Origin of the sequence: Propionibacterium acidifaciens, assembly GCF_003798325.1 — a bacterium.
Taxonomy (GTDB): domain Bacteria; phylum Actinomycetota; class Actinomycetes; order Propionibacteriales; family Propionibacteriaceae; genus Propionibacterium; species Propionibacterium acidifaciens.
Genome location: NZ_CP033719.1, coordinates 2,345,959 through 2,367,557, shown reverse-complemented (window position 1 = coordinate 2,367,557; position 21,599 = coordinate 2,345,959). Strand labels below are relative to the sequence as shown.

Annotated in this window: 23 protein-coding genes and 1 tRNA gene; 4 read left to right on the top strand and 20 right to left on the bottom strand. The window is 72.3% G+C overall.

Annotated elements, in window-relative coordinates; all coding sequences use genetic code 11:
• Positions 1-52: 52 nt before the first annotated feature.
• Together EGX94_RS10095 and EGX94_RS10090 are read left to right on the top strand one after the other, a co-directional pair.
• Positions 53-799 (top strand): maleylpyruvate isomerase family mycothiol-dependent enzyme, encoded by a 747-nt coding sequence (locus EGX94_RS10095; protein ID WP_021797107.1) that lies wholly within the window; start codon positions 53-55, stop codon positions 797-799.
• Positions 796-1,398: an MBL fold metallo-hydrolase gene (locus EGX94_RS10090; protein WP_021797106.1), complete on the top strand. Its 603-nt coding sequence runs from the start codon at positions 796-798 to the stop codon at positions 1,396-1,398. Before EGX94_RS10095 ends, EGX94_RS10090 begins: the two co-directional genes overlap by 4 nt.
• A 115-nt stretch (positions 1,399-1,513) precedes the next feature.
• Here EGX94_RS10090 and EGX94_RS10085 read toward each other — a convergent pair whose 3' ends face one another.
• From EGX94_RS10085 to EGX94_RS10045, 9 genes are all read right to left on the bottom strand, one after another.
• Positions 1,514-2,563 (bottom strand): TerC/Alx family metal homeostasis membrane protein, encoded by a 1,050-nt coding sequence (locus tag EGX94_RS10085; protein WP_021796181.1) that lies wholly within the window; start codon positions 2,561-2,563, stop codon positions 1,514-1,516.
• Between the two features lie 208 nt (positions 2,564-2,771).
• Complete coding sequence (uvrB, locus tag EGX94_RS10080; RefSeq protein ID WP_021796180.1) at positions 2,772-4,856, bottom strand: excinuclease ABC subunit UvrB; 2,085 nt, start codon at positions 4,854-4,856, stop codon at positions 2,772-2,774.
• Positions 4,857-4,958: 102 nt separating this feature from the next.
• Positions 4,959-5,549 carry an HD domain-containing protein gene (locus EGX94_RS10075; RefSeq protein ID WP_123826251.1) on the bottom strand — a complete coding sequence of 197 codons (591 nt, stop codon included), beginning with the start codon at positions 5,547-5,549 and terminating at the stop codon, positions 4,959-4,961.
• Entirely contained in the window at positions 5,546-5,953 is a 408-nt protein-coding gene (locus EGX94_RS10070) for a hypothetical protein (RefSeq protein WP_226906023.1), read from the bottom strand. Before EGX94_RS10070 ends, EGX94_RS10075 begins: the two co-directional genes overlap by 4 nt.
• Positions 5,950-6,594, bottom strand: a complete 645-nt coding sequence (locus EGX94_RS10065) for a hypothetical protein (RefSeq protein WP_028706916.1) — start codon at positions 6,592-6,594, stop codon at positions 5,950-5,952. Before EGX94_RS10065 ends, EGX94_RS10070 begins: the two co-directional genes overlap by 4 nt.
• 73 nt (positions 6,595-6,667) lie before the next feature.
• Positions 6,668-7,330: a dephospho-CoA kinase gene (gene coaE, locus EGX94_RS10060; RefSeq protein ID WP_021796766.1), complete on the bottom strand. Its 663-nt coding sequence runs from the start codon at positions 7,328-7,330 to the stop codon at positions 6,668-6,670.
• Between the two features lie 5 nt (positions 7,331-7,335).
• On the bottom strand, positions 7,336-8,109 hold the full coding sequence (locus EGX94_RS10055) for a nucleoside phosphorylase (protein WP_021796768.1): 774 nt from the start codon (positions 8,107-8,109) through the stop codon (positions 7,336-7,338).
• A gap of 152 nt (positions 8,110-8,261) precedes the next feature.
• On the bottom strand, positions 8,262-9,704 hold the full coding sequence (gene rpsA, locus EGX94_RS10050; protein ID WP_021797103.1) for a 30S ribosomal protein S1: 1,443 nt from the start codon (positions 9,702-9,704) through the stop codon (positions 8,262-8,264).
• A gap of 267 nt (positions 9,705-9,971) precedes the next feature.
• Positions 9,972-10,316, bottom strand: a complete 345-nt coding sequence (locus EGX94_RS10045) for an aldehyde dehydrogenase family protein (protein WP_021797099.1) — start codon at positions 10,314-10,316, stop codon at positions 9,972-9,974.
• A gap of 102 nt (positions 10,317-10,418) precedes the next feature.
• Here EGX94_RS10045 and EGX94_RS10040 point away from each other — a divergent pair, with 102 nt between their 5' ends.
• The gene (locus tag EGX94_RS10040) at positions 10,419-11,084 is read left to right on the top strand and encodes a class F sortase (RefSeq protein ID WP_021797101.1); all 666 of its coding nucleotides are present in this window, start codon (positions 10,419-10,421) and stop codon (positions 11,082-11,084) included.
• A 4-nt stretch (positions 11,085-11,088) separates the two neighbouring features.
• Here the strand turns inward: EGX94_RS10040 and EGX94_RS10035 are convergent, their stop codons facing one another.
• From EGX94_RS10035 to EGX94_RS10025, 3 genes are all read right to left on the bottom strand, one after another.
• Positions 11,089-11,427: an MGMT family protein gene (locus tag EGX94_RS10035; RefSeq protein ID WP_021797104.1), complete on the bottom strand. Its 339-nt coding sequence runs from the start codon at positions 11,425-11,427 to the stop codon at positions 11,089-11,091.
• Between the two features lie 12 nt (positions 11,428-11,439).
• Positions 11,440-14,085: a DNA polymerase I gene (gene polA / locus EGX94_RS10030; RefSeq protein WP_264291251.1), complete on the bottom strand. Its 2,646-nt coding sequence runs from the start codon at positions 14,083-14,085 to the stop codon at positions 11,440-11,442.
• Positions 14,086-14,165: 80 nt separating this feature from the next.
• On the bottom strand, positions 14,166-14,786 hold the full coding sequence (locus tag EGX94_RS10025; RefSeq protein WP_021798513.1) for an ANTAR domain-containing response regulator: 621 nt from the start codon (positions 14,784-14,786) through the stop codon (positions 14,166-14,168).
• A gap of 175 nt (positions 14,787-14,961) precedes the next feature.
• On the opposite strand from EGX94_RS10025, the gene EGX94_RS10020 reads away from it, so the two are divergent.
• A tRNA-Leu gene (locus EGX94_RS10020) sits at positions 14,962-15,044 on the top strand.
• Between the two features lie 102 nt (positions 15,045-15,146).
• Here the strand turns inward: EGX94_RS10020 and pyk are convergent.
• From pyk to EGX94_RS09980, 8 genes are all read right to left on the bottom strand, one after another.
• On the bottom strand, positions 15,147-16,610 hold the full coding sequence (pyk, locus tag EGX94_RS10015) for a pyruvate kinase (protein WP_021798512.1): 1,464 nt from the start codon (positions 16,608-16,610) through the stop codon (positions 15,147-15,149).
• 83 nt (positions 16,611-16,693) lie between these two features.
• The gene (locus EGX94_RS10010; RefSeq protein WP_021798514.1) at positions 16,694-17,611 is read right to left on the bottom strand and encodes an RluA family pseudouridine synthase; all 918 of its coding nucleotides are present in this window, start codon (positions 17,609-17,611) and stop codon (positions 16,694-16,696) included.
• The gene (gene lspA, locus EGX94_RS10005) at positions 17,608-18,138 is read right to left on the bottom strand and encodes a signal peptidase II (protein ID WP_081660751.1); all 531 of its coding nucleotides are present in this window, start codon (positions 18,136-18,138) and stop codon (positions 17,608-17,610) included. Before lspA ends, EGX94_RS10010 begins: the two co-directional genes overlap by 4 nt.
• Before the next feature lie 52 nt (positions 18,139-18,190).
• A complete protein-coding gene (locus EGX94_RS10000) occupies positions 18,191-18,628 on the bottom strand; it encodes a TraR/DksA family transcriptional regulator (RefSeq protein ID WP_021796624.1) in 438 nt (145 codons plus the stop codon).
• A 107-nt stretch (positions 18,629-18,735) separates the two neighbouring features.
• Positions 18,736-19,659, bottom strand: coding sequence for a coiled-coil domain-containing protein (locus tag EGX94_RS09995; protein ID WP_028706920.1), 924 nt, complete (start codon positions 19,657-19,659; stop codon positions 18,736-18,738).
• 173 nt (positions 19,660-19,832) lie between these two features.
• Complete coding sequence (locus tag EGX94_RS09990) at positions 19,833-20,120, bottom strand: YggT family protein (RefSeq protein ID WP_021796623.1); 288 nt, start codon at positions 20,118-20,120, stop codon at positions 19,833-19,835.
• Positions 20,121-20,127: 7 nt separating this feature from the next.
• Positions 20,128-20,709 carry a cell division protein SepF gene (locus EGX94_RS09985; RefSeq protein ID WP_021796626.1) on the bottom strand — a complete coding sequence of 194 codons (582 nt, stop codon included), beginning with the start codon at positions 20,707-20,709 and terminating at the stop codon, positions 20,128-20,130.
• Positions 20,694-21,596, bottom strand: coding sequence for a polyphenol oxidase family protein (locus tag EGX94_RS09980; RefSeq protein ID WP_021796625.1), 903 nt, complete (start codon positions 21,594-21,596; stop codon positions 20,694-20,696). Before EGX94_RS09980 ends, EGX94_RS09985 begins: the two co-directional genes overlap by 16 nt.
• Between the last annotated feature and the right edge of the window lie 3 nt (positions 21,597-21,599).

Below are 21,599 nucleotides of genomic sequence, written 5' to 3'. Positions count from 1 at the left end.
GCCGCACCGGCGCGCGGGACCGCCGCGGGACGGAGCAGGAGGGGGTGCGACGATGCCATCACTGGACGACCAGCGGGCCCTGCTCGGGGCGGACGACATCCGCCTGGTCCGTCGGCGCAAGCTCGAGGCGACCCAGCAGCTCCTCGGCGACACGATCATGATCGAGGAGGACGCCTGGCACGAGCCGAGCGCGCTGCCGGGCTGGACGCGCGCCCATGTCGCCACGCACCTGGCGCGCAGCGCCGACGCCTTCTCCCGGCTGGCCGAGTCGGCGCCCTACGGGGTGGGCATGCCCCTCTACCTGTCGGACCGCGACCGCTTCACCGACATCGAGCGCGGCGCCGAGCGGCGGGCCCTCGATCTGCAGATCGACCTGGACACCTCGGCGGGCCGGCTGCACCGCAGCTTCGACAAGATCGACGCCTTCCCCGGTGCGGAGTTCGTCGACCTGGGCGGCGGTCGCCTGCTGCGCCTCGAACTGCTGCCGCTGGCCCGCCTGCGCGAGGTGCTGCTGCACCACGTCGACCTCGACTGCGGCTTCGCGATCACCGACGCCGACGACGACATCGCCCGCTGGGTGCTGGGGTGGACCTGCTACTGGCTCACCGACGACGAGAGCCTGCCGGCGCTCCAGGTGGAATCGACCTCGGGCTTCCACGCGAGGCTCGGCGCGCGGGGCCGCCCCACCCCGGTCGGCGGCGGCGACACCCTGCTGCTCGGCTGGCTGACCGGGCGGCTGCCCGCCGGCCACCCCGCACTGGACGAACTGCCCGGACTACCGGAAGGATGGCGAGCATGACCGTCAGCATCGAGACCCTCGTCGTGGGCCCCCTGGAGAACAACGCGTATCTGCTGACCGACACGACCGGCCACCATGTGCTGGTCGATGCGGCGGACGAGGCCGACCGCCTCCTCGAGTGGATCGGGGGGCGCCGCATCGACACGATCGTCACGACCCACCGCCACCGGGACCACATCGGCGCCCTGGCCCGGATGGCCGCCGCCACCGGCGCCGCGCTCCGCGCCGGGGCCCCGGACGTCGCCGCGATCGCGTCCCGGACCGGTGTCGAGCCGACCGGGGTCTGGGACGGCGACGCCGTCGCCGTCGGCGCCGACCGGCTCGAGGTCATCGGCCTCGTCGGCCACACGCCCGGCTCGATCGCGCTCGTCGCGCCGACCGAGCCGGCCGCGACCCTCCTCACCGGCGACTCGCTGTTCCCCGGCGGTGTCGGCAGGACCACCTCGCCGGCCGACTTCGACAGCCTCCACCGCGACGTCACGACGAAGCTCTTCGCCCGCTTCGGCGACGAGGTCCGCGTCCTGCCCGGCCATGGCGCGCCCACCACCCTGGGCGCCGAGCGCCCCCACCTCGACGAGTGGCGCGTCCGCGGCTGGTGACCACGCGCGCGGCCCCGGCGAGGGTGCGCGTCCCCGCCGGGCGGGCCGGCCGTCCGGCACCGGTCCGCCGCCCGCGCGACGATCCTCCCCGAAGAACCCCCGGGACGCCGCCCGGTCAGCTCCACTGGTCCTGGGTCGCCTCGAAGCGGGCCCGGTCCTTGGCCAGCCGCTCGGCCTTGGCCCGCGCGACGGCTCGGCGGTCGTGGCGGATCCGGGCGACGCTCACGACGGCCGTCACCCCGAGGATCCCGACGATGACGAGCAGGGACACCGAGGTGGGGATCTCGCCGTCGAAACCGAGCCGGGCGTCCAGACCGTAGTGGTGCATCGCGTGGAGCACGAGCTTGACGCCAATGAAGGCGAGCAGCACCGACAGGCCGATCGGCAGGTAGACGAGGCGGTTGAGCAGGTCGCCGAGCAGGAAGTACAGCTGGCGCAGCCCCATGAGGGCGAAGACGTTCGCGGTGAACACGATGTACGGCTGCTGGGTGAGGCCGAAGATCGCCGGGATGGAGTCGAGGGCGAACATCACGTCGGTGGAGCCGAGGGCCACGATGACGAAGAACAGGCTCGTGGCGAGGAGTCTGCCGTCGACGCGGACGAACACCTTGTCCTCGTCGAATGCGTTGCTCGAGGGGATGACCCTCTTCACCCAGCGCATGAGCCTCCCCTCGGTGGCGTCGTCGGCGTCGTCGTCCGTGTCGTGGTGGCGGTAGTCCCGCACGAGGTCGATGGCGGCGTGGATGAGCCAGGCGCCGAAGAGGAAGAACACCCACGCCAGACGCGAGATGAGCGTGGCGCCCAGGGCGATGAAGAGGCCCCGGAGGAGCAGGGCCAGCATGATGCCGACGAGCAGGCCGAACTGCTGGCACTCGCGCGGCACCCTCATCCTGCGCATGATGATGAGGAAGATGAACAGGTTGTCGAGCGAGAGGCTGTACTCGGTGAGCCAGCCGGCGAAGAACTCGCCCGAGTGCGTGCCGCCGGCGAAGAAGTGCAGGCACAGCCCGAACACGGCGGCCAGGCCCACGTAGACGCCGATGCAGGCCACGCACTCGCGCACGCTCGGCACGTGCGGGTGCCGGGCCATGAGCACGGCGTCGACGACGAGCACGGCCAGCATGACGACGATGGTGATGATCCAGGTGAGCACGGAGACGTGCATGTCGGGGCCTCCACGAAGACGACGAACGTTCCACGGGATGAGGTCTCTTCCCTCCGCTCAGGAACGCGGAGTGCAGCGCCGGGTGCCCTGGCACCGTACTGACGACCACTGCACGAGTGGAGTACTCCCCTCAACGGGACCAATTGTGTCACCTGTCCGGCGGACCGTCCCGGGGCCCGTCCGGATTCGCCGCGGTGAGGGTCCGTGCTCAGCGGTTCGCCTCGACCATGGCGCGCAGCTCGCGCTTGAGCTCGCCGATCTCGTCGCGCAGCCTGGCGGCCACCTCGAACTGCAGGTCGGCGGCGGCCGTGCGCATCTGCTCGGTGAGCTCGCCGATGAGCCCGGCCAGTTCAGTGGCCGGCATCGCCGTGGCGTCGGCGGCCCGCGCCGAGCCGGGCGGCAGCGGCGCGGGCCGCCGGCCCCTGGACTGGGTGGACGCCATGAGTCGGTCGGTGTCGGCGCCCTCGCGGGCGAGCATGTCGGTGATGTCGGCGATCCTCTTGCGCAGGGGCTGCGGGTCGATGCCGTGCTCGGTGTTCCAGGCCAGCTGGATCGCCCGGCGGCGGTTCGTCTCGTTGATGGCGGACTCCATCGACGGGGTGATCTCGTCGGCGTACATGTGCACCTGGCCGGAGACGTTGCGCGCGGCCCGGCCGATCGTCTGGATGAGCGAGCGCTCCGAGCGCAGGAAGCCCTCCTTGTCGGCGTCGAGGATCGCCACGAGCGAGACCTCGGGCAGGTCGAGGCCCTCGCGCAGCAGGTTGATGCCGACGAGCACGTCGTACTCGCCGGTGCGCAGCTCGCGCAGCAGCTCGACGCGCGTGAGCGTGTCGACCTCGCTGTGCAGATAGCGGGTGCGCACGCCGTGCTCCAGGAAGTAGTCGGTGAGGTCCTCGGCCATCTTCTTGGTGAGCGTGGTGACGAGCACGCGCTCGTCGCGGGCGGCGCGCTCGCGGATCTCGCCGAGCAGGTCGTCGATCTGGCCGTGGGTGGGCTTGACGATGACCTCGGGGTCGACGAGGCCGGTGGGACGGATGATCTGCTCGACGACGCCGTGGGAGCGGGCCAGCTCGTAGGGGCCCGGCGTGGCCGAGGAGTAGATGGTCTGGCCGATGCGCTCGACGAACTCCTCGAAGCGCAGCGGCCGGTTGTCCATGGCGCTGGGCAGGCGGAAGCCGTGCTCGACGAGGGTGCGCTTGCGGCTCATGTCGCCCTCGAACATCGCGCCGATCTGCGGCACCGTGACGTGCGACTCGTCGATGACGAGCACGAAGTCCTCGGGGAAGTAGTCGAGCAGGCAGTTCGGCGGGCTGCCCGGACCGCGCCCGTCGATGTGCCGGGAGTAGTTCTCGATGCCGGCGCAGGTGCCGACCTGGCGCATCATCTCGATGTCGTAGGTGGTGCGCATGCGCAGCCGCTGGGCCTCGAGGCCCCTGCCGTCGCCCTCGAGCTCGGACAGGCGCTCGGACAGCTCGGCCTCGATCGAGGCGATGGCGCGCTCCATGCGCTCCGGGCCGGCGACGTAGTGGGAGGCCGGGAAGACGTGCACCTGCCGGTCCTCGGTGAGGACCTCGCCGGTGAAGGGGTGCAGCGTCGTGAGGGCGTCGATCTCGTCGCCGAAGAACTCCACGCGCAGGGCGTTCTCCTCGTACATGGGGAAGATCTCGAGCGTGTCGCCGCGCACCCGGAAGGTGCCGCGGGCGGCGGACACGTCGTTGCGGACGTACTGCATCTCGACGAGCCGGCGCAGCAGCTCGGTGCGCTCCCACTCGTCGCCCACGGCGAGGGTGACCATGCGGTCGACGTACTCCTGCGGGGTGCCCAGGCCGTAGATGGCGCTCACCGTGGCGACCACGATGACATCGCGCCTGGTGAGCAGCGAGTTCGTCGCGGAATGGCGCAGCCGCTCGACCTCCTCGTCGAGGCTGGAGTCCTTCTCGATGTAGGTGTCCGTCTGGGGGATGTAGGCCTCGGGCTGGTAGTAGTCGTAGTAGCTCACGAAGTACTCGACGGCGTTGTCGGGGAAGAAGCCGCGCAGCTCGGTGGCGTACTGGGCGGCCAGCGTCTTGTTGGGCTGCATGACGAGCATCGGCCGCTGGAGGCGCTCGGCGAGCCAGGCGATGGTGGCGGTCTTGCCCGTGCCGGTGGCGCCCAGCAGGACGACATCCTGCTCCCCCGCCCTGATCCGCCGCTCGAGCTCGTCGATCGCTGCCGGCTGGTCGCCCGAGGGCTCGAAGTCGGCCTTCACGGCGAACGGGGCCACGGTGCGGGTGATCGAGGAGACGGGGCGCATGCTCCGAGCCTATGCGCGCCCACCGACGCTCCACGGCGCCTGCGGACCGATCGGCCGCGGCCGCGGGGGCCGGTCCGCTCTCCGCCGCCCCGCCCGGGCGCTTCAGCCGCGCAACGAGCTCAGTTCGTCGCGCAGATTGGCGCGGGCCCGAGCGCCCCACAGCTCCCGGCCGGTCGTGGTCGCGTACCGGTGGGCGCCGAGCAGGTCCTCGACGACGGCGCGGCGGGCCGCCCGCCACTGGGCGTCGTCGAGAGCGGGCTGCTCGGCGCGCAGCTGGGCCACCGACTCGCGGTAGCGCTCCGGCGGGGCGCCGAGCACGGCCAGGTCGGCGTCGCAGACCCGGGCGCCCGGGCCGTCGCCCGCGGCCGGCCGGTGGTGCTCGGTGAGCGCCACGAGCCGGGCGACCTCCGCCGCCTCGGCCCCGGACCATCCGGCGGCGGGCAGCCAGCGGAGGGCCAGGGCGGCCGAGGCCCGCTCGTCCTCGCCCGGGCGTCCGTGCTGCACGGCGTCGTGGAACCAGAGGGCCAGCCGTTCGGCGCGGGTGCACCCGAGCAGCTCGCCCGCGGCGAGGACCTCCGCCAGGTGCTGCGGACCGTGGTAGCGCCTCCGCGGCTCCTCCCACAGCCCCAGCAGGCGGACCCCCACCTCGGGCCGGGTCGGCCAGTCCTCGGCCCAGCGCCGCGCCAGGCTCACCACAGCCGCACCGCCCAGCCGGCCAGGGCTGCCAGGGCGTCCGCGACGAGGAGGCTGGCCAGGGTGCCGATGATGAAGTGCTCGGCCACCTCGCCGCTGCGGGCCCCGCGGATCTCGGGGAAGCGGGCGAAGGCCTTCACCGCCACGGTGACGGCCACCAGCGAGGGCTGGCCGGCCAGGAGCGCCCCGAACACGGTGGCGCGCTCGAGCATGCCGATCCACCGGCCCCCGCGCAGTACCCCGTCGGCTTCGGGCCGCGGGCGGTCGTCCCCCTCGGGGCCGCCCCGCGGCCCGTCGACGCGCCGCAGCAGCCCCTCGACGAGCGGGCAGCCGCCGAACACCGCGACCGCTCCGAGCGCGCAGGCCACGAGGAGGCGCAGGAGATCCATCAGCACCGGGTTCATGCCTCCACCGTAGGGGGGCCCGCCGACACTCCCATGGCCTCGGCGAGCCGATCGGTCGCGAGGGCCAGGCCGGCCGCGACCTCCCGGTGGTGCGCGGCGCGCAGTCGCTGGCCGACCGCCTGCGGGCTGATGCCGAGCCCGGCGGCCGCCTGCGACTGGGTGAGCCCGGAGTCCACGAGGTCGACCACCTGCCAACCCGCCCGGCTGCGACGGCGCACCAGGGCGGCGACGAGGGCGAGCACCGTCTGTGCCTCGTCGACCGGCCGATCGACGCCGGCCCCGGCCGCGACGAGCCGCGGGGAGTCCGGCCCGGCCCGGCCGACGGCCCGTCGGGCGGCCAGGTAGGCGGGGCCGCGGGCGGCTCGCGTGAAGTCCGGCAGGGGCGTCTCGACCGCGCCGACGCCGACGCCGATGTGCCAGTCCCCCAGACGCAGCAGCACGAGCACGGCGTCGATGATCGCGCCCGGATCGGCGCTGAGCCCCTGGATCTCGTCGCCGGCGGTGCGTTCGAAGCCGAGCCGGAATCCGTCGGCCAGCGGCTCCAGCGCGGCGAGGGCCGCCGGCACCCGGTCCGGCCCGCTGCGGCTCGCGCGCTGGTCGGCGGTCACCACGGCCCAGCGGCCGGTCCCCTCCTCACCCATGACCACATTCAAGCCCATGAGCTTGATCAGATCAAGTAAAGTGTACAGCCTTTGTCTGCCCGGGGATGCCCGGCTACCGCCCCGGACGGCAGCGCGCCGCGCCGGGGACGACGACCTCGTCCCACATCAGGTCGACCTGGGCGCGCATGGCCGCCGGGGTGCCGGAGTTGTCGATGACGGTCCCGGCCACGGCCAGGCGCTCGGCGCGCGAGGCCTGCGCGCCGATGCGCGCCAGGGCCTGCTCGCGGCTCATGCCGTCGCGGGCCATGAGTCTGGCGAGCTGCGTCTCGACCGGCGCATCGACGACGACGAGATGGTCGAAGTCGTGGGCGCGGCCCGTCTCGACGAGCAGCGGGATGTCGTGCATCACCACCGCCCCGTCGGGCGCGGCGTCCTGCACGGCGTCGGCCGCCGCGGTGACGAGCGGGTGCGTGATCGCGTCCAGCCGGGTGCGCGCGGCCCTGTCGGCGAAGACGACGGCCGCGAGCGCCGCCCGGTCGAGCGAGCCGTCGGGGGCCAGGACGGATGCCCCGAAGGCCCCGACGAGGGCCCGCAGTCCGGGCGTCCCCGGCTCGACGACCCGCCGGGCGAGCAGGTCGTAGTCGATGTGCACCGCCCCGTGCTCGACGAGCATGGCGGCGACGGCGCTCTTGCCCGAGGCGATGCCGCCGGTGAGGCCGAGCGTGAAGACCCGGCCCACCGGAGGGCCGGGGGCCCCGGGATCGGCGGTCGGCACGGCCGTCAGGCCTCGAGGCGGCCCAGGGCGTCGAGGGCTATCGTCAGGGCGGTGCCCCTCGAGCCGCGCCCCCAGTCGCGCTCGTCGTGGCCGTTCTCGGGGTCGGCGAGCGTGTCGGCGGTGTAGAAGAGCTGGGCGAAGCGCGCCCCGCGCAGCGCGGCGGAGGCCGCCATCGCCGAGCACTCCATGTCGACGACGGCGCAGCCCTCGGACCGGCGACGGTTCAGCATGGCCCTGGTCTCGCGGTAGAAGGCGTCGTTGGTCCACACGGCCGCATCGCTGACCCGGTATCCGGCGGCCTCGACGGCCCGCCCGATGACGGCGCGCAGGTCCGCGTCGATGTCGATCCACCGGCTCGCCGGCAGGTACTGGAAGCTCGTGCCCTCGCCGCGCAGCGCTCTGGCCGGGACGACGAACTCGCCGACCTCCAGCGGTTCGAGCGCCCCGCACGAGCCGACGGCGATGGCGCTGCGGACGCCGTGCCGGAAGAGCACGTCGGTGTTCATGACGGCGGCCGGGGCGCCCAGCGGCATCATGAGGATCGCGAAGTCGCCGCGGGCGTCGTGGCCGCGGTAGACCGGGTAGTGGTTGCCGATCTGCTGGAGCGTCTCGATGACCGGGAGGCGCTCGGCGGCGGCGTACTGGTCGACGACCTCGCCGAGGAAGGCGAGGACGGCGCGGCTCGGGTACAGATCGGCCGGGATGGACTCGGCCTCGCCGATGAGATCGCTCGAGTCGTCGTCGCGCTCGATGACGGGCAGCTCGTGGGTGTGCAGCATGATGTCCTGGATCCGGCCGGCTCGACGCGCGGCCTCGTGGTGTGCGGGGCTGGGGCGCCGGGCGGTCGGCGGGGACCTCCCGGCAGGGCGGAGGCCCCGGCCCGGGAACGGGCCGGGGCCTCCGCCGTGACGACTGGCGCCGGCGGTGCGGCTCAGCGGCCGCCCGACAGCTTGTCGCGCAGGGCCTGCAGGGCCTCGTCGGAGGCCAGCGAGCCCTCGCCGGCGTTCTCGACGGGAGCGGCGGAGTAGCTCGTGCCGGCCTCGACGGCTGCCTGCTGGTCGGCCTCCTCGGCCTCGGCGGCCTGCTTCTTGAGGGCCAGCCAGCGGGCCTGGGCCTCGGCGTACTGGGCCTCCCAGGCCGCCTGCTGCTCCTCGTAGCCCGGCTTCCACTCGTTGGTCTCCGGATCGAAGCCCTCGGGGTAGATGTAGTTGCCGTTCTCGTCGTAGCTCGCGGTCATGCCGTACAGCGAGGGATCGAAGTCATCGGCGGCGATGTCGATGCCCTCGTTGGCCTGCTTCAGCGAGAGGCTGATGCGGCGGCGCTCGAGATCGATGTCGATGATCTTGACCATGACCTCGTCGTTGACCGAGACGACCTGCTCGGGGATCTCGACGTGGCGCTCGGCCAGCTCGGACACGTGGACCAGGCCCTCGATGCCCTCCTCGACGCGGACGAAGGCGCCGAACGGGACGAGCTTGGTGACCTTGCCCGGCACGATTTCACCGATCTGGTGGGTGCGGGCGAAGACCTGCCACGGATCCTCCTGCGTGGCCTTGAGCGACAGGGAGACGCGCTCGCGCTCCATGTCGACGTCGAGGACCTCGACGGTGACGGGCCGGCCGACCTCGACGACCTCGCTCGGGTGGTCGATGTGCTTCCAGGACAGCTCGGACACGTGGACCAGGCCGTCGACGCCGCCGAGATCGACGAAGGCGCCGAAGTTGACGATGGAGGAGACGACGCCCTTGCGGATCTGGCCCTTCTGCAGCTGCTGCAGGAAGTTGTGGCGGGTCTCGGACTGGGTCTGCTCGAGCCAGGCGCGGCGCGAGAGGACGACGTTGTTGCGGTTCTTGTCGAGCTCGATGATCTTGGCCTCGAGCTCCTGGCCCACGTATGGCTGCAGGTCGCGGACGCGGCGCATCTCGACGAGGGAGGCGGGCAGGAAGCCGCGCAGGCCGATGTCGACGATGAGACCGCCCTTGACGACCTCGATGACGGTGCCGGTGACGACGCCGTCCTCGTCCTTGATCTTCTCGATCGCGCCCCAGGCGCGCTCGTACTGGGCGCGCTTCTTGGAGAGGATGAGACGACCGTCCTTGTCCTCCTTCTGCTGGACGAGGGCCTCGATCTCGTCGCCGACGCTCACGACATCGAAGGGGTCGACATCGTGCTTGATGGAGAGTTCCTTGGACGGGATGACGCCTTCGGTCTTGTAGCCGATGTCGAGGAGAACCTCGTCGCGATCGACCTTGACGACGGTTCCGGTGACGATGTCGCCGTCGTTGAAGTACTTGATGGTGGCGTCGACTGCTGCCTCGAAGGCCTCAGCGGTGCCGATGTCGTCGATTGCGACGGCCTCAATGGAGGAGGTCATGTAGTTAGGGCTCCGATGGTGGATTGATCGAATTGCCGCCCCGTGCCTGCTGGTGCCCGCGATGGCGACGGAACCCGCCGGAGGAGGACCCGCGGTCGCCACCGAGGCGCCCACCGCGGACGCCGGGCCGCCGCAGCGGTCCGGCCCGCCGGTGACGACGCCGCGCCCTCTGTCCGGCGCGGCGCACACGGCGCTCCGCCAAGTCTAGGCGCCGGACGCTGCGGCGGGCAACCTGCGCCCGTCCCGGTCGGGGCCGGGGACCGGGGGTCAGCGCCGCGGCTCTCGGCCAGCGGCTTGCCCGTCTCCAGGGTCATGAGCCGGGCGAAGTCCTCGCCGCGGCGGGGTGACCTCCTCGAAGGCGGCGCGCAGCAGCTCGGCGCGCTCCCGGGCGGCGGTGCGCCGCCAGGCGTCCTGGGCCCGGACGGCGGCGTCGAGGGCGGCCAGGCCCTGGGCGGGATCGGCCTCGGCCACGGAGGCCAGGACGGAGTCGTCGGCGGGGTTCGTCACCTCGAAGGGGCCGGCCGCGCCGGCGACCGGGCGGCCGTCGATGATCAGCGCACGAGGGGTGTCCGCGGGGATCGAACGCGGAGCCCCGGGATCGGGCGGAGCCATGGCTCCACGGTGGCCCGGTGCACGCGGGCGGGGACCGGCGCCTGCGCTGTTAGGCTTGGCCGCGGCGCCGCCTCACCCCGGGCGGCTGAACGGAGGGTTCTCGTGAAGAAGACTACGAAGCGCCGACTCGGCGTGGGCATCCCGCTGCTCATCGTCGTCCTCGTCGCCGCCTACCTCGGCTGGCGCTGGTACCGGATGCGGCCCTCCGACTACGAGCAGAGGATCCCGGTCTACCCGGCCTCCTCCAGCGCGGAGCCCAGCCCGGCCGGTGACGTGCCCGAGGGCTGCGCCTCCGACCCGTCGCCGATCGTGGGCACCCACATCACGTTCGACGGGCACACCGAGTCCCTGAGCCTGCTCTCGCTCGGCCTCGACGCCGAGGGCCTGCCCGGCACCCCACCGGGCAACGAGGGCTACACCGTCGCCTGGTGGAACGGCGGCCCGGCCGTCGGCTCCGCTCAGGGCAAGGCCGTCCTCACCTCGCACACCTTCCGCTACGGCGGCGCGCTCGGCAACGACCTCAACGACGGCATGCTGAAGACCGGCGACGTCATCCGGATCAGCGACGACGCGGGCGACACGGTCTGCTACCGCTTCACCAACGCGCTCAAGATCTACGTCGACACCTACGACCCCGACTCGGACGTCCTCTACGACAACGGCGGCGACCCGAAGATCGTCATCGTCGTCTGCTCGGACTACCCCTCCGACGGCGGAGACCCCCAGGCCCGCGTCCTCTACTACGCCGACCTGGTGCGGGCGGCCTGACGACTCAGTCCGCAGGCAGGTCCGCGACGGCCCCGTCGTAGGCGGCCCGCAGCGCCCCGGGGTCGACGCGGTGGGCGGCGAGCGCGCAGCCGTCGCCGCGGCCGTTGAGGGCGATGCCCTCGTCGGCCCAGTGCTCCAGCGCCCGGCGCCACGGCCCGAGCGTGCCGCGGGCGTCGACGACCCGCCACCAGGGCACCGCCGCGCCGGCGACGGACATGATCCGGCCCACCCGGCGCGGCCCGGCGCCCACGAGGGCCGCGATGTCGCCGTAGGTCGCGACCGAGCCGGGCGGGATGCACTCGACCGCGCGGAGCACGCGCTCGACGAGCAGTTCCTCGTCCATCCCCGGCACCGCTCAGTGGGCCGCGTCGTTCCAGCTGCGGCCGTAGCCGAACGAGACCGACAGCGGCACCTTCAGCTCGACGGCGTGCTCCATCGCGTCGGAGACGATCGCCTCGACCCGTTCGTGCTCGCCGGGGGCGATCTCGAGGAGGAGCTCGTCGTGGATCTGCAGCAGCATGCGGCTGGCCAGCCCGGACTCGGCGAGGGCCCTCTCGACCGTGAGCATGGCCACCTTGATGATGTCGGCGGCGGTGCCCTGGATGGGCGCGTTGAGCGCCATGCGCTCGGCCATCTCGCGGCGCTGCCGGCTGGACGAGTTGAGGTCGGGAAGGTAGCGGCGCCGGCCCATGATCGTCTGCGTGTAGCCCTGGGAGCGGGCCCGTTCGACGACCTCGGACAGGTAGTCGCGCACCGAGCCGAAGGTCGTGAAGTAGTCGTCCATGAGGGCCCTCGCCTCGGACACCGGGACGCCGAGCCTGCTCGACAGACCGTAGGCCGACAGCCCGTAGGCCAGGCCGTAGTTCATCTGCTTGACGCTGGCGCGCTGGGCCGCGGTGACCTCCTCGACCGGCACGCCGAAGACGTGCGAGGCGGTGACGGTGTGGAAGTCGACGCCCGAGGCGAAGGCCTCGATGAGCGCCTCGTCGCCGGAGACGTCGGCCATGACGCGCATCTCGATCTGGGAGTAGTCGGCGCTCATGAGCGCCTCGTAGCCCCTGCCGGCGACGAAGCCGTCGCGGATGCGGCGGCCCTCGGGGGTGCGGATCGGGATGTTCTGGAGATTCGGCTCGGTGCTCGACAGCCGGCCGGTGCCCGCGACGGTCTGCAGATAGGTGGTGTGGATGCGCCCGTCGTCGCCGACCGCCTTGGCGAGGGAGTCGACGATCTGGCGCAGCTTGATGGCGTCGCGGTGGGCGAGCAGGTGCGCGAGGAAGGGGTGGTTCGTCCTCGCGTACAGGCCCTCGAGCGCGGCGGCGTCGGTGGTCCAGCCGCTCTTGGTGCGCTTGGTGCGGGGCATGTCGAGCTGCTCGAACAGGACGCTCTGGAGCTGCTTCGGCGAGCTCAGGTTGATCTCGCGGCCGATCTCGGCGTAGGCCGCGGACTGCGCGCTGCGCACCCGGGCGTCGAAGCCGTCGTGCAGATCGGCGAGGACGTCCTCGTCGACGGCGACGCCGCGCTCCTCCATGGTGGCCAGCACCCTCTGCAGCGGCAGTTCGAGCTCGCGCAGCAGGCCGAGCTGGCCGGTCCTCTCGAGCTCGGCGTCGAGGGCGGGGGCGAGCAGGCCCACGGCGCGGGCGCGCACCATGGCCGCATGGCCGGCCGTTCCCCCCGTGCCGTCGTCGAGGTCGAGGGCGGCCTGGGCCCCCTCCTGCCCGTCCGTCTCGAGGGCGAGGCCCAGATGGCGTTCGACGAGCTCTGCGAGCTCGTAGCGGCGCTGGTCGGGGCGCATGAGGTAGGCGGCGAGCTGGGTGTCGCTGACGAGTCCGTCGAGCCCGAGGCCGCGCGCGGCCAGGGCGATCATCGGGCCCTTCGCGTCGTGCACGGCCTTGGGCGCCCCCGGATCGGCCAGCCACGAGGCGAGCGCGGCGTCGTCGGCGGCGTCCAGGGAGCCGGGCTCGAGGCGGACGGCCCGCCCGTCCGGGGCGGCGAGCGCCAGGGCGTCGACGTCGCCTGCGCCGGCGCCCCAGTGGCCCGTCGCGTCGACGCCGACGACGCCGGAGCGGGCGTGCCCGTCGAGCCAGGCGCCCAGGGCGCCGGCCGCCGGCTCGACCGGGTTGACCCCGACGGCGTCCGGCACGCCGGCCCCGGCCCCCTCGTCGGCGCCGAGCACGGTGAACATGCGCTCGCGCAGCGTCCGGAACTCGAGGGCGTCGAACAGCCTGTTGACGGCCTTGCGGTCGACCGGCCCCCTGGCCAGGCCCCGCACCCCGATCTCGAGGGGCAGGTCGTCCACGAGGGCGTTGAGCCGGCGGTTGCGGCGCACGTCGTCGAGGTGCTCGCGCAGGCTCTGGCCGGCCCTGCCCTTGACCTGGTCGGCCCGCTCGATGAGGTTGGCGAGCCCGTCGTAGGCGGCGAGCCACTTCGCGGCGGTCTTCGGGCCGACGCCCGGCACGCCGAGCAGGTTGTCGCTCGTCTCGCCGACGAGGGCCGCCAGCTCCGGGTAGCGCCGGGGCGGCACCCCGTACTTCGCCTCGACGGCGGCCGGGTCCATGCGCACGAGCTCGGAGACGCCGCGGTGCGGGTAGAGGACGGTGGTGTTCGCGTCGATGAGCTGGAAGGCGTCGCGGTCGCCCGAGACGACCAGCGACTCCCAGCCGAGCGCGTCGCCCTGGCTGCTCCACGTGGCGAGGATGTCGTCGCCCTCGTAGCCGGCGAGACTGGCGTGGACGATGCCCATGGCGTCGAGCACCTGCCCGATGAGCTCGATCTGGCCGGCGAACTCGGGCGGCGGGGCCGAACGGGTGGCCTTGTAGCCGGCGTAGTCCTCGGATCGGAAGGTGCCGCCGGGCAGGTCGAAGGTCACGCCCACGTGCGTGGGCCCCTCGTCGCGCAGCAGATTGATGAGCATCGACGTGAAGCCGTAGACGGCGTTCGTGTGCTGGCCGGTGGACGTCGAGAAGTTCTCGGCGGGCAGGGCGTAGAAGGCGCGGAACGCCATGGAGTGGCCGTCGATGAGCAGCAGGCGCGGACGATCGTTCACATCCCAGAGCCTAGCCGGACCCGATCACGCCCGGGGGCTCAGGACTTCCTGGCCTTCTTGTGGTCGACGACCCCCTCGGCGACCTCGCGCATCGGCTTGCGCAGGTCCATGGCGGTCTTCTGGATCCAGCGGAAGGCCTCGGGCTCGGTCATGCCGAGGGTCTCCTGGAGGATGCCCTTCGCCTGGTCGACGGCCTTGCGGGAGGCGAGGCGCTCCTCGAGCGTGGCGACCTCGTCGTCGAGCGCGACGATCTCGGCGAAGCGGGCGAGGGCGATCTCGATGGCGGGGACGACGTCGGAGGCGTCGAAGGGCTTCACGACGTAGGCCATCGCCCCGGCCTCGCGGGCCTTCTCGACCAGCTCCCGCTGGCTGAACGCGGTGAGCATGACGCATGCGGCGATGCGGTCCCCGGCGATCTGCTCGGCCGCGGCGATCCCGTCCATGACGGGCATGTTCACATCGAGCACGACGACATCGGGCTCGAGCTCGCGGGCCTGCTCGACCGCGGCCTTCCCGTCGCCCACCTGGCCGACGACCTCGTAGCCCTGCTCGGTGAGGAGCTCGACGAGGTCGAGCCGGATGAGCGCCTCGTCCTCGGCGACGAGAACACGGGGCCGCTTGTCGGACGATGCGGCGCTGTCGGTCTTCTTGACCACCATCTCTCGATTCCTGTCCTGTCGATTCCTGTCGATCGAAACGGACAGATCTGTCAGGACGGCACTGCCCGCGTCGCCCGAGCATAGCGCTGTCCAGCCTTCTCCGGGCAGGATGCGGGATAGTTCCCAGCCGGGAACGTGCCCGGGCGGCGGGCGTGTGACACAATGAGCGGCGCCTGCCCGAGTGGCGGAACGGCAGACGCGGCGCACTCAAAATGCGCTGTCCGCGAGGGCGTAGGGGTTCGAATCCCCTCTCGGGCACGAGCGGGCCGGCACCGGCCCCGAACGGCGGTGGGGGGCGGAGGACCGGGTCCTCCGCCCCCCACCGGGGAACGATCCGTCAGCGGACGGGGATCCGCCGGGTCACTCGGCGTCCTCGCGCATGTACGGCGGCAGCTCGACGGGCTCGACCCAGTCGAGGCCCTTGAGACGGTGGACGCGCATCGTGTTCGTCTTGCCCACGACGCCCATCGGCGAGCCGAAGACGATGATGACGACGTCGTTCTGCTCGGCCAGCTCCATCTCCTGGAGCTGACGGTTCACGGCGGTGACCATCTCCTCGTTGGAGCCGTAGTTGGGGGTCTTGATGACGCTGGCGCCCCAGCAGAGGGTCAGCCAGTGGGCCGTCTTCTCGTCGGGGGTGAAGGCGAGCAGCGGGATGTCGGGGCGCAGCCGCGACATGCGGCGGGCCGTGTCGCCGGACTGGGTGAAGGCGATGAGGAACTTGGCGCCCAGCTGCTGGCCGGAGGTGGTGGCCGCCAGGGCGATGACGCCGCCGGTCGTGTGGGGGTCCCACTCGATCTTCGCGATGTTCCCGAGGCCCTGCTTCTCGGTGTTCTCCACGATGTTGGCCATCGTCTGGACGGTGACGATCGGGAAGGCGCCGACCGAGGTCTCGCCGGAGAGCATGACGGCGTCGGCCCCGTCGAGGATGGCGTTCGCGACGTCGGAGGCCTCGGCGCGGGTCGGGCGCGGATTGGCGATCATCGAATCGAGCATCTGGGTGGCGACGATGACCGGCTTGGCCCACATGCGGGCCTTCCGGACGATGGTCTTCTGGACCAGCGGCACCTCCTCGAGCGGCATCTCGACGCCGAGGTCGCCGCGGGCGACCATGAAGCCGTCGAAGGCGTCGATGATCTCGTCGAGGTTCTCGATGGCCTGCGGCTTCTCGAGTTTGGCGATGACGGGCAGGTGCACGCCCTCCTCGTCCATGATCTCGTGGACGCGGTTGATGTCGGAGGCGCGGCGCACGAAGGACAGGGCGATCATGTCGAAGTCGTTGCGCAGCGCCCAGCGCAGGTCCTCCTCGTCCTTGTCGGACAGGGCCGGCACGTTGACGGCGACGCCGGGCAGGTTGATGCCCTTGTGGTTCGAGACGGGGCCGGCGACGGTCACCGTCGTGACGACGTCGTTGCCCCGCACCTCGACGGCCTCGAGGCCGATGTTGCCGTCGTCGATGAGGATGCGGTCGCCGGGCTGCACGTCGCCGGGCAGGCCCTTGTAGGTCGTGGAGGCGCGATTGGCGTCGCCGAGGACGTCGTCGGTGGTGATGGTGAAGGTCTGGCCGTGGGTCAGCTCGACCTTGCCCTCGGCGAAGACGCCGAGTCGGATCTTGGGGCCCTGGAGATCGGCCACCAGGCCGACGGTCTTGCCCACGGCCTCCGCCGCGGCACGGGTCTCGGCCAGCCGACGGGCGTGCTCGTCGTGGTCGCCGTGACTCATGTTGAAACGCGCGACGTCGAGGCCCGCGCGGATGATCTCTTCCATTCGCTCCTGGGTCGACGTGGCCGGCCCGAGCGTGCACACAATTTTCGCTCTACGCACGATCCAAGCCTAGCGGAAGCGCCCGGCCAGCCCGCCTGCGACGGATGCGTCGGCCGCGTGTCGCACCGACGGGCGCGGCCCGCTCAGTCGCGCACGAGCTCGAGGGCCCGCGCCAGGTCGGCCGGCGGCTCCGACGCGAAGCGCACGTACCCCCCCGTGCCGGGATGGACGAAGCCGAGCTCGGCGGCGTGCAGCCACTGCCGGTCGAGGCCGAGCCGGGCGGCCAGCCCCGGGTCCGAGCCGTACAGCGGGTCGCCGACGCAGGGGTGGTGCAGTGCCGCGAAGTGCACGCGGATCTGATGGGTGCGCCCGGTCTCGAGCCGGACGCGCACCAGGCACGTCGCGCGCATCATCTCGATCACCTCGTAGTGGGTGACCGCGGCCCGGCCGCCGGCCGTGACCGCGAACTTCCACTCCGAGCCGGGGTGGCGTCCGATCGGGGCGTCGATGGTGCCCTCGAGCGGGTCGAGGTGGCCCTGGACGAGCGCGAGGTAGGCCTTGTCGACGGTGCGCTCGCGGAAGGCCCGCTTGAGCGCCGTGTAGGCGCGCTCGGACTTGGCGACGACCATGAGGCCGCTCGTGCCGACGTCGAGGCGGTGGACGATGCCCTGCCGCTCGGCCGCCCCGGAGGTCGTGATGCGGAAGCCGGCGCCGGCGAGGCCGCTCACGACGTCGGGCCCGTCCCAGCCGAGGGAGGGGTGTGCCGCCACGCCGGCGGGCTTGTCGACGACGACGACGTCCGGGTCGTCGTGGACGATCGTCATGCCCTCGACGACGGCCGGCACGACGCGGGCGCGGCGCACCGGCTCGGACAGGTCGATGTCGAGCAGCTGGCCCGTGCGCACCCGCTGGGAGGGCCTCGCCACGGCGGCCCCGTCGAGCAGTACGAGGCCCTCGGCGATGAGCCCGGCCACTCGCGAGCGCGTCAAGCCGGTCATCCGGGCCGCCGCGGCGTCGACGCGCTCGCCGGCCAGGCCGTCGGGGACGAACAGGACGCTCATGCCCGCTCCCCCGCGCCGCCGTCGACCTCGGCCCCGGGCGCGTCCGCGGCGGCGGGGCCGCCCTCCGCGTCGGCGGCGCGCTCGACCGCCCGGTCGGAGCGCACCGCCCAGCAGATGAACAGGACGGCCGCGCAGGTGATGCACACGTCGGCGACGTTGAACACGGCGAAGTAGCGCACCGCGATGAAGTCGACGACGGTGCCGCGCAGCGGGCCGGGCTCGCGCACCAGGCGGTCGATCAGGTTGCCGGCGATGCCCGCGGCGATGAGGCCCGTGGCGAAGCTGTCGAGCCAGCCCCGGGCCCGCGGGAGGACCCAGACGAGCACGAGGACGAGCGCCGCGACCGAGATGCAGCTGAGCGCAACGGTGAAGGAGGTGCCCATCGAGAAGGCGGCCCCGGAGTTGTAGACGAGGTGCAGGCTCAGCCAGCCCTGGACGATCTGGTGGTCGTGCGCCGACAGCGCGTGCAGGGCCCACGCCTTCGTCGCCCTGTCGAGGAGCAGGCCGCCGAGCGCGACGGCGATCATCACCGCGCGCGCCGTCCTCGGACGCGGGTGCGCGCGGCGGGACGTCACCGGTTCAGCGCCTCTCCGCGCGCTGCTTGCACCGGACGCACATGGTGGCCTTCGGGAAGACCTCCATGCGCGCCTTGCCGATCGGGTTCCCGCAGTTCTCGCAGGTGCCGAACTCGCCGGCCTCGAGGCGGCGCAGGGCGGCCTCGTTCTGCTCCAGCAGGGTGCGCGCATTCGCGTTCATGCTGAGCTCCTGGTCGCGCTCGAAGTTCGTGGAACCGACATCGCCGGGGTCCTTGCCGGAGGTGTCGCTGCCCTCGCCCATGAGCTGCTCGAGCTCGGCGTCCGAGGCCTCGACGGCCCTGCGCATGCGCTCGATCTCGGCGATGAGGTCCTCGCGCACGCCGATCACTTCCTCCGCGGTCCACGCGTCCTCACCGTCGAGGACGGGCAGCCTGGCGGCGAGCTCCTTCGCCGCCGCCGGGGACAAATCATTGGTGCCCATCGTTCCAACTCCTCCAGATGGTGACCCGACTCGTAGGGGGGACCATACACCAGCAGCCGACGACGGTACACCGTCGTCGGCTGCCCGGCGCATCTCAGGAGGACCGCTCAGCCCTGGTTGTTCATCAGGGCGTCGAGGCGGGGGGTCTGGCCACTGGCCTGGGGGGCCAGGGACAGGTTCTGGAGGCTCTCGAGATGGTTCTGGATCTGGCTGGTCAGATTGGCGCGATACTCCGACTCGAAACCGCGCAGCTGGCTCACCGAGGCGGTGAGGTTGTCGCGCTCGGACTCGAGGGCGCTCAGCAGCTCGGTGCGCTTGCTCGCGACCTCCCCGTCGAGGGCATCAGCGCGCTGCTGGGCCTCGTCGATGAGACGCCTGGCGTTCTCATGGGCCTCGGCGGTGACGCGGTCGGCGGTGTTGCGGGCCTCGTAGTCGAGACGGGCGGCCTTCTGGGTGGCCTCCTCGACGAGCTGCTCGGCCTGGACGCGGGCATCGGCGCGGGTCCGATCGGCGTCGGCCTCGGCATCGGCGCGCACCTGGTCGGCCTGACGGTTGGCCTCCTCGATGAGCTGATCGGCCTCATGGGTGCTCATCTCGAGCAGGCGGGCGGCCCACGGGCCGGCCTCCTGGGCCGCGGTGACGACGACGCGCTGCGGCTCGCCGGAGGCGGCCGCCGCCGAGGCGGGAGCGCTCTGGGCGGCCTGCAACTGGGCCTGGAGCTCGGCGATCTGGGCGCGCAGCTGATCATTCTCGCCGGCCAGCTGGGCCGAGGCGGCCGAGCCCTGGTCGGAGGCCGAACGGAGCTCGTTCAGCTGGGCGCGCAGCTGCTCGTTCTCCTGGCCGAGGCTCGAGACCTGGGCGCCCAGCTGGTTGGTCTGCTGGGTGAGCCTGGCGTTCTCCTCGCCGGCCCCGGCATTCGCCTTGAGCTTCTCGTTCTCGTTGACCAGATCTGCGTAACTGATCTCGAGCTCGTCCATGAACTTGTCGACAGAGCTGGCGCGGTAGCCGTCCTCATTGGGCTTGCGGGCCATGGGGAAACGGATACTGCGAACCTCGTCAAGGGACAGCGTCATTTGTGCGCTCCAAACCTCGGTGCGTTGATTCCTACTCCTGCCCGCAACTGCGGGGACAGTCCTTGAGGCTACCCTGCTCGGCCGCGACAGGGGCAGTCGGGGGCTCAAAACTCAACTTCTGGTTGAGACTCTCACAGCAGCCACCACACCGCCCTCTGGAGCACCAGGACGGCGAGGAAGACAACCATGAATGCGATGTCGAGCCCGACGGTGCCGAGCCTGATCGGCTTGACGTAGCGCCGCACGAAATCGATCGGGGGGTCGGTGACCGTGCAGATCGCCTCGAAGACCGCCGCCAGCGCGCCCCGGGGCCGGAAACCCGGTGCGAGCAGGGGGATCCAGCTGAGGATCATGCGCGCGATGAGCACCCACAGGTACAGGCTGCACAGCAACGAGAGGAGACGGGCGAGGACGAGCACGGGCCGCTCAGCTCTGGTTGAAGAAGTTGGGGCTGGCCAGCCGCTGCTTGTCCTCGGCGGTGACGTGGACGTTGTGCGGGCTGAGCAGGAAGACCTTGCTCGTGACGCGCTCGATGGAGCCGCGCAGCCCGAAGATGAGGCCCGCCGCGAAGTCGACGAGGCGCTTGGCGTCGGCGTCGTCCATGTCGGTGAGGTTCATGATGACGGGGGTGCCCTCGCGGAAGCTCTCGCCGATGGTGCGCGCCTCGTTGTAGGTGCGCGGACGCACCGAGATGATGCGCGCCAGGTCCGCGGGCTGCGACTCCTCCGCCTCGTCGTCGTCGCGGTGCTGGTGCTCCCGCGCCCCGGTGGACGCCTGCCGATGCTCGTGGGCGCCCGCCGTCTGCCGATGCTCGCGCGCGCCGACCTGGGCCGGCCTGGTGCGGCGTTCGGGCAGCCGCGTGACGGTGGAGACCTGGACGGACTCCTCGTCCGCCGGGTCGGCGTAGACCGAGTCGGTGTAGTCGGTCGCCTCGGCGCGCTCCTCGTCGAAACGGTCGTCGCTGACAAGGCCCAGCCACACGGCGGCCTTCTTCATCGCTCCCGGCATGCCGATTCCCCCTCTGAGCGGCCGCGCCCCCTGACCACGTCGCGATCGTCCGCGAATGACACGGCTGGGATTAGGGTACCTGCTCGGGCTGTGCGAGCGGAACGACCGCCCCGCCCGGCGCGCCAGATCAGGCCGATCTGCCGGCCGGTCAGGCCGTTGTCCCGCCGATGGCTGAACAGGGCCGGGCTCGTCCGCGTGCACGGGTCGTGGCGCTCGACGGCGACGCCCTCGCGCTCGAGCACCGCCCGCGCCCCGGCGCCGAGGTCGAGCGAGGGGGTCCCCCAGCCCGTCGTCGCCGCCAGTTCGGGGATGATCGCGCACGCCTCGTCCCGCATCCGGGCGGGGACCTCGTAGCAGTCGCCGCAGATGTGCGGCCCGATCCAGGCGCGGATGCGCACGGCCCCGAGCTCGCGCATGCGGGCCGTCGTCGCGGCGAGGACGCCGGCCAGCAGACCCCGCCGCCCCGCGTGGGCGGCGCCGATGACGCCGGCGCCGACGTCGGCGAGCAGGACGGGCACGCAGTCGGCCACGCGGATGGCCAGTGGCGCCCCCGGAAGGTCCGTGACGAGGGCGTCGGCGCTGGCCAGCGGGGTCTGCCCGGGGACCCTGTCCCCCAGCCAGGTGTCGGGGCCCGGCAGCTCGGCGCGGGTGAGCGTCCGCACGGTCACGCCGTGCACCTGGTGGACGAAGCTGATCGGCGCCAGCGAGAGCCGGGCGCGCAGGGCCGCCATGTTGGCGCGCAGCGCGGCCGGCTCGTCCTCGCCGGTGCGCCCGAGGTTGAGGGACGCGAACGCGCCGACGGAGGACCCGCCCTCACGGTCGGTGAAGGCCAAGCCGACGCCACCGGCGCGATCGTCGGAGGAGGGCTCGCTCAGGAAGGCGAACACCGG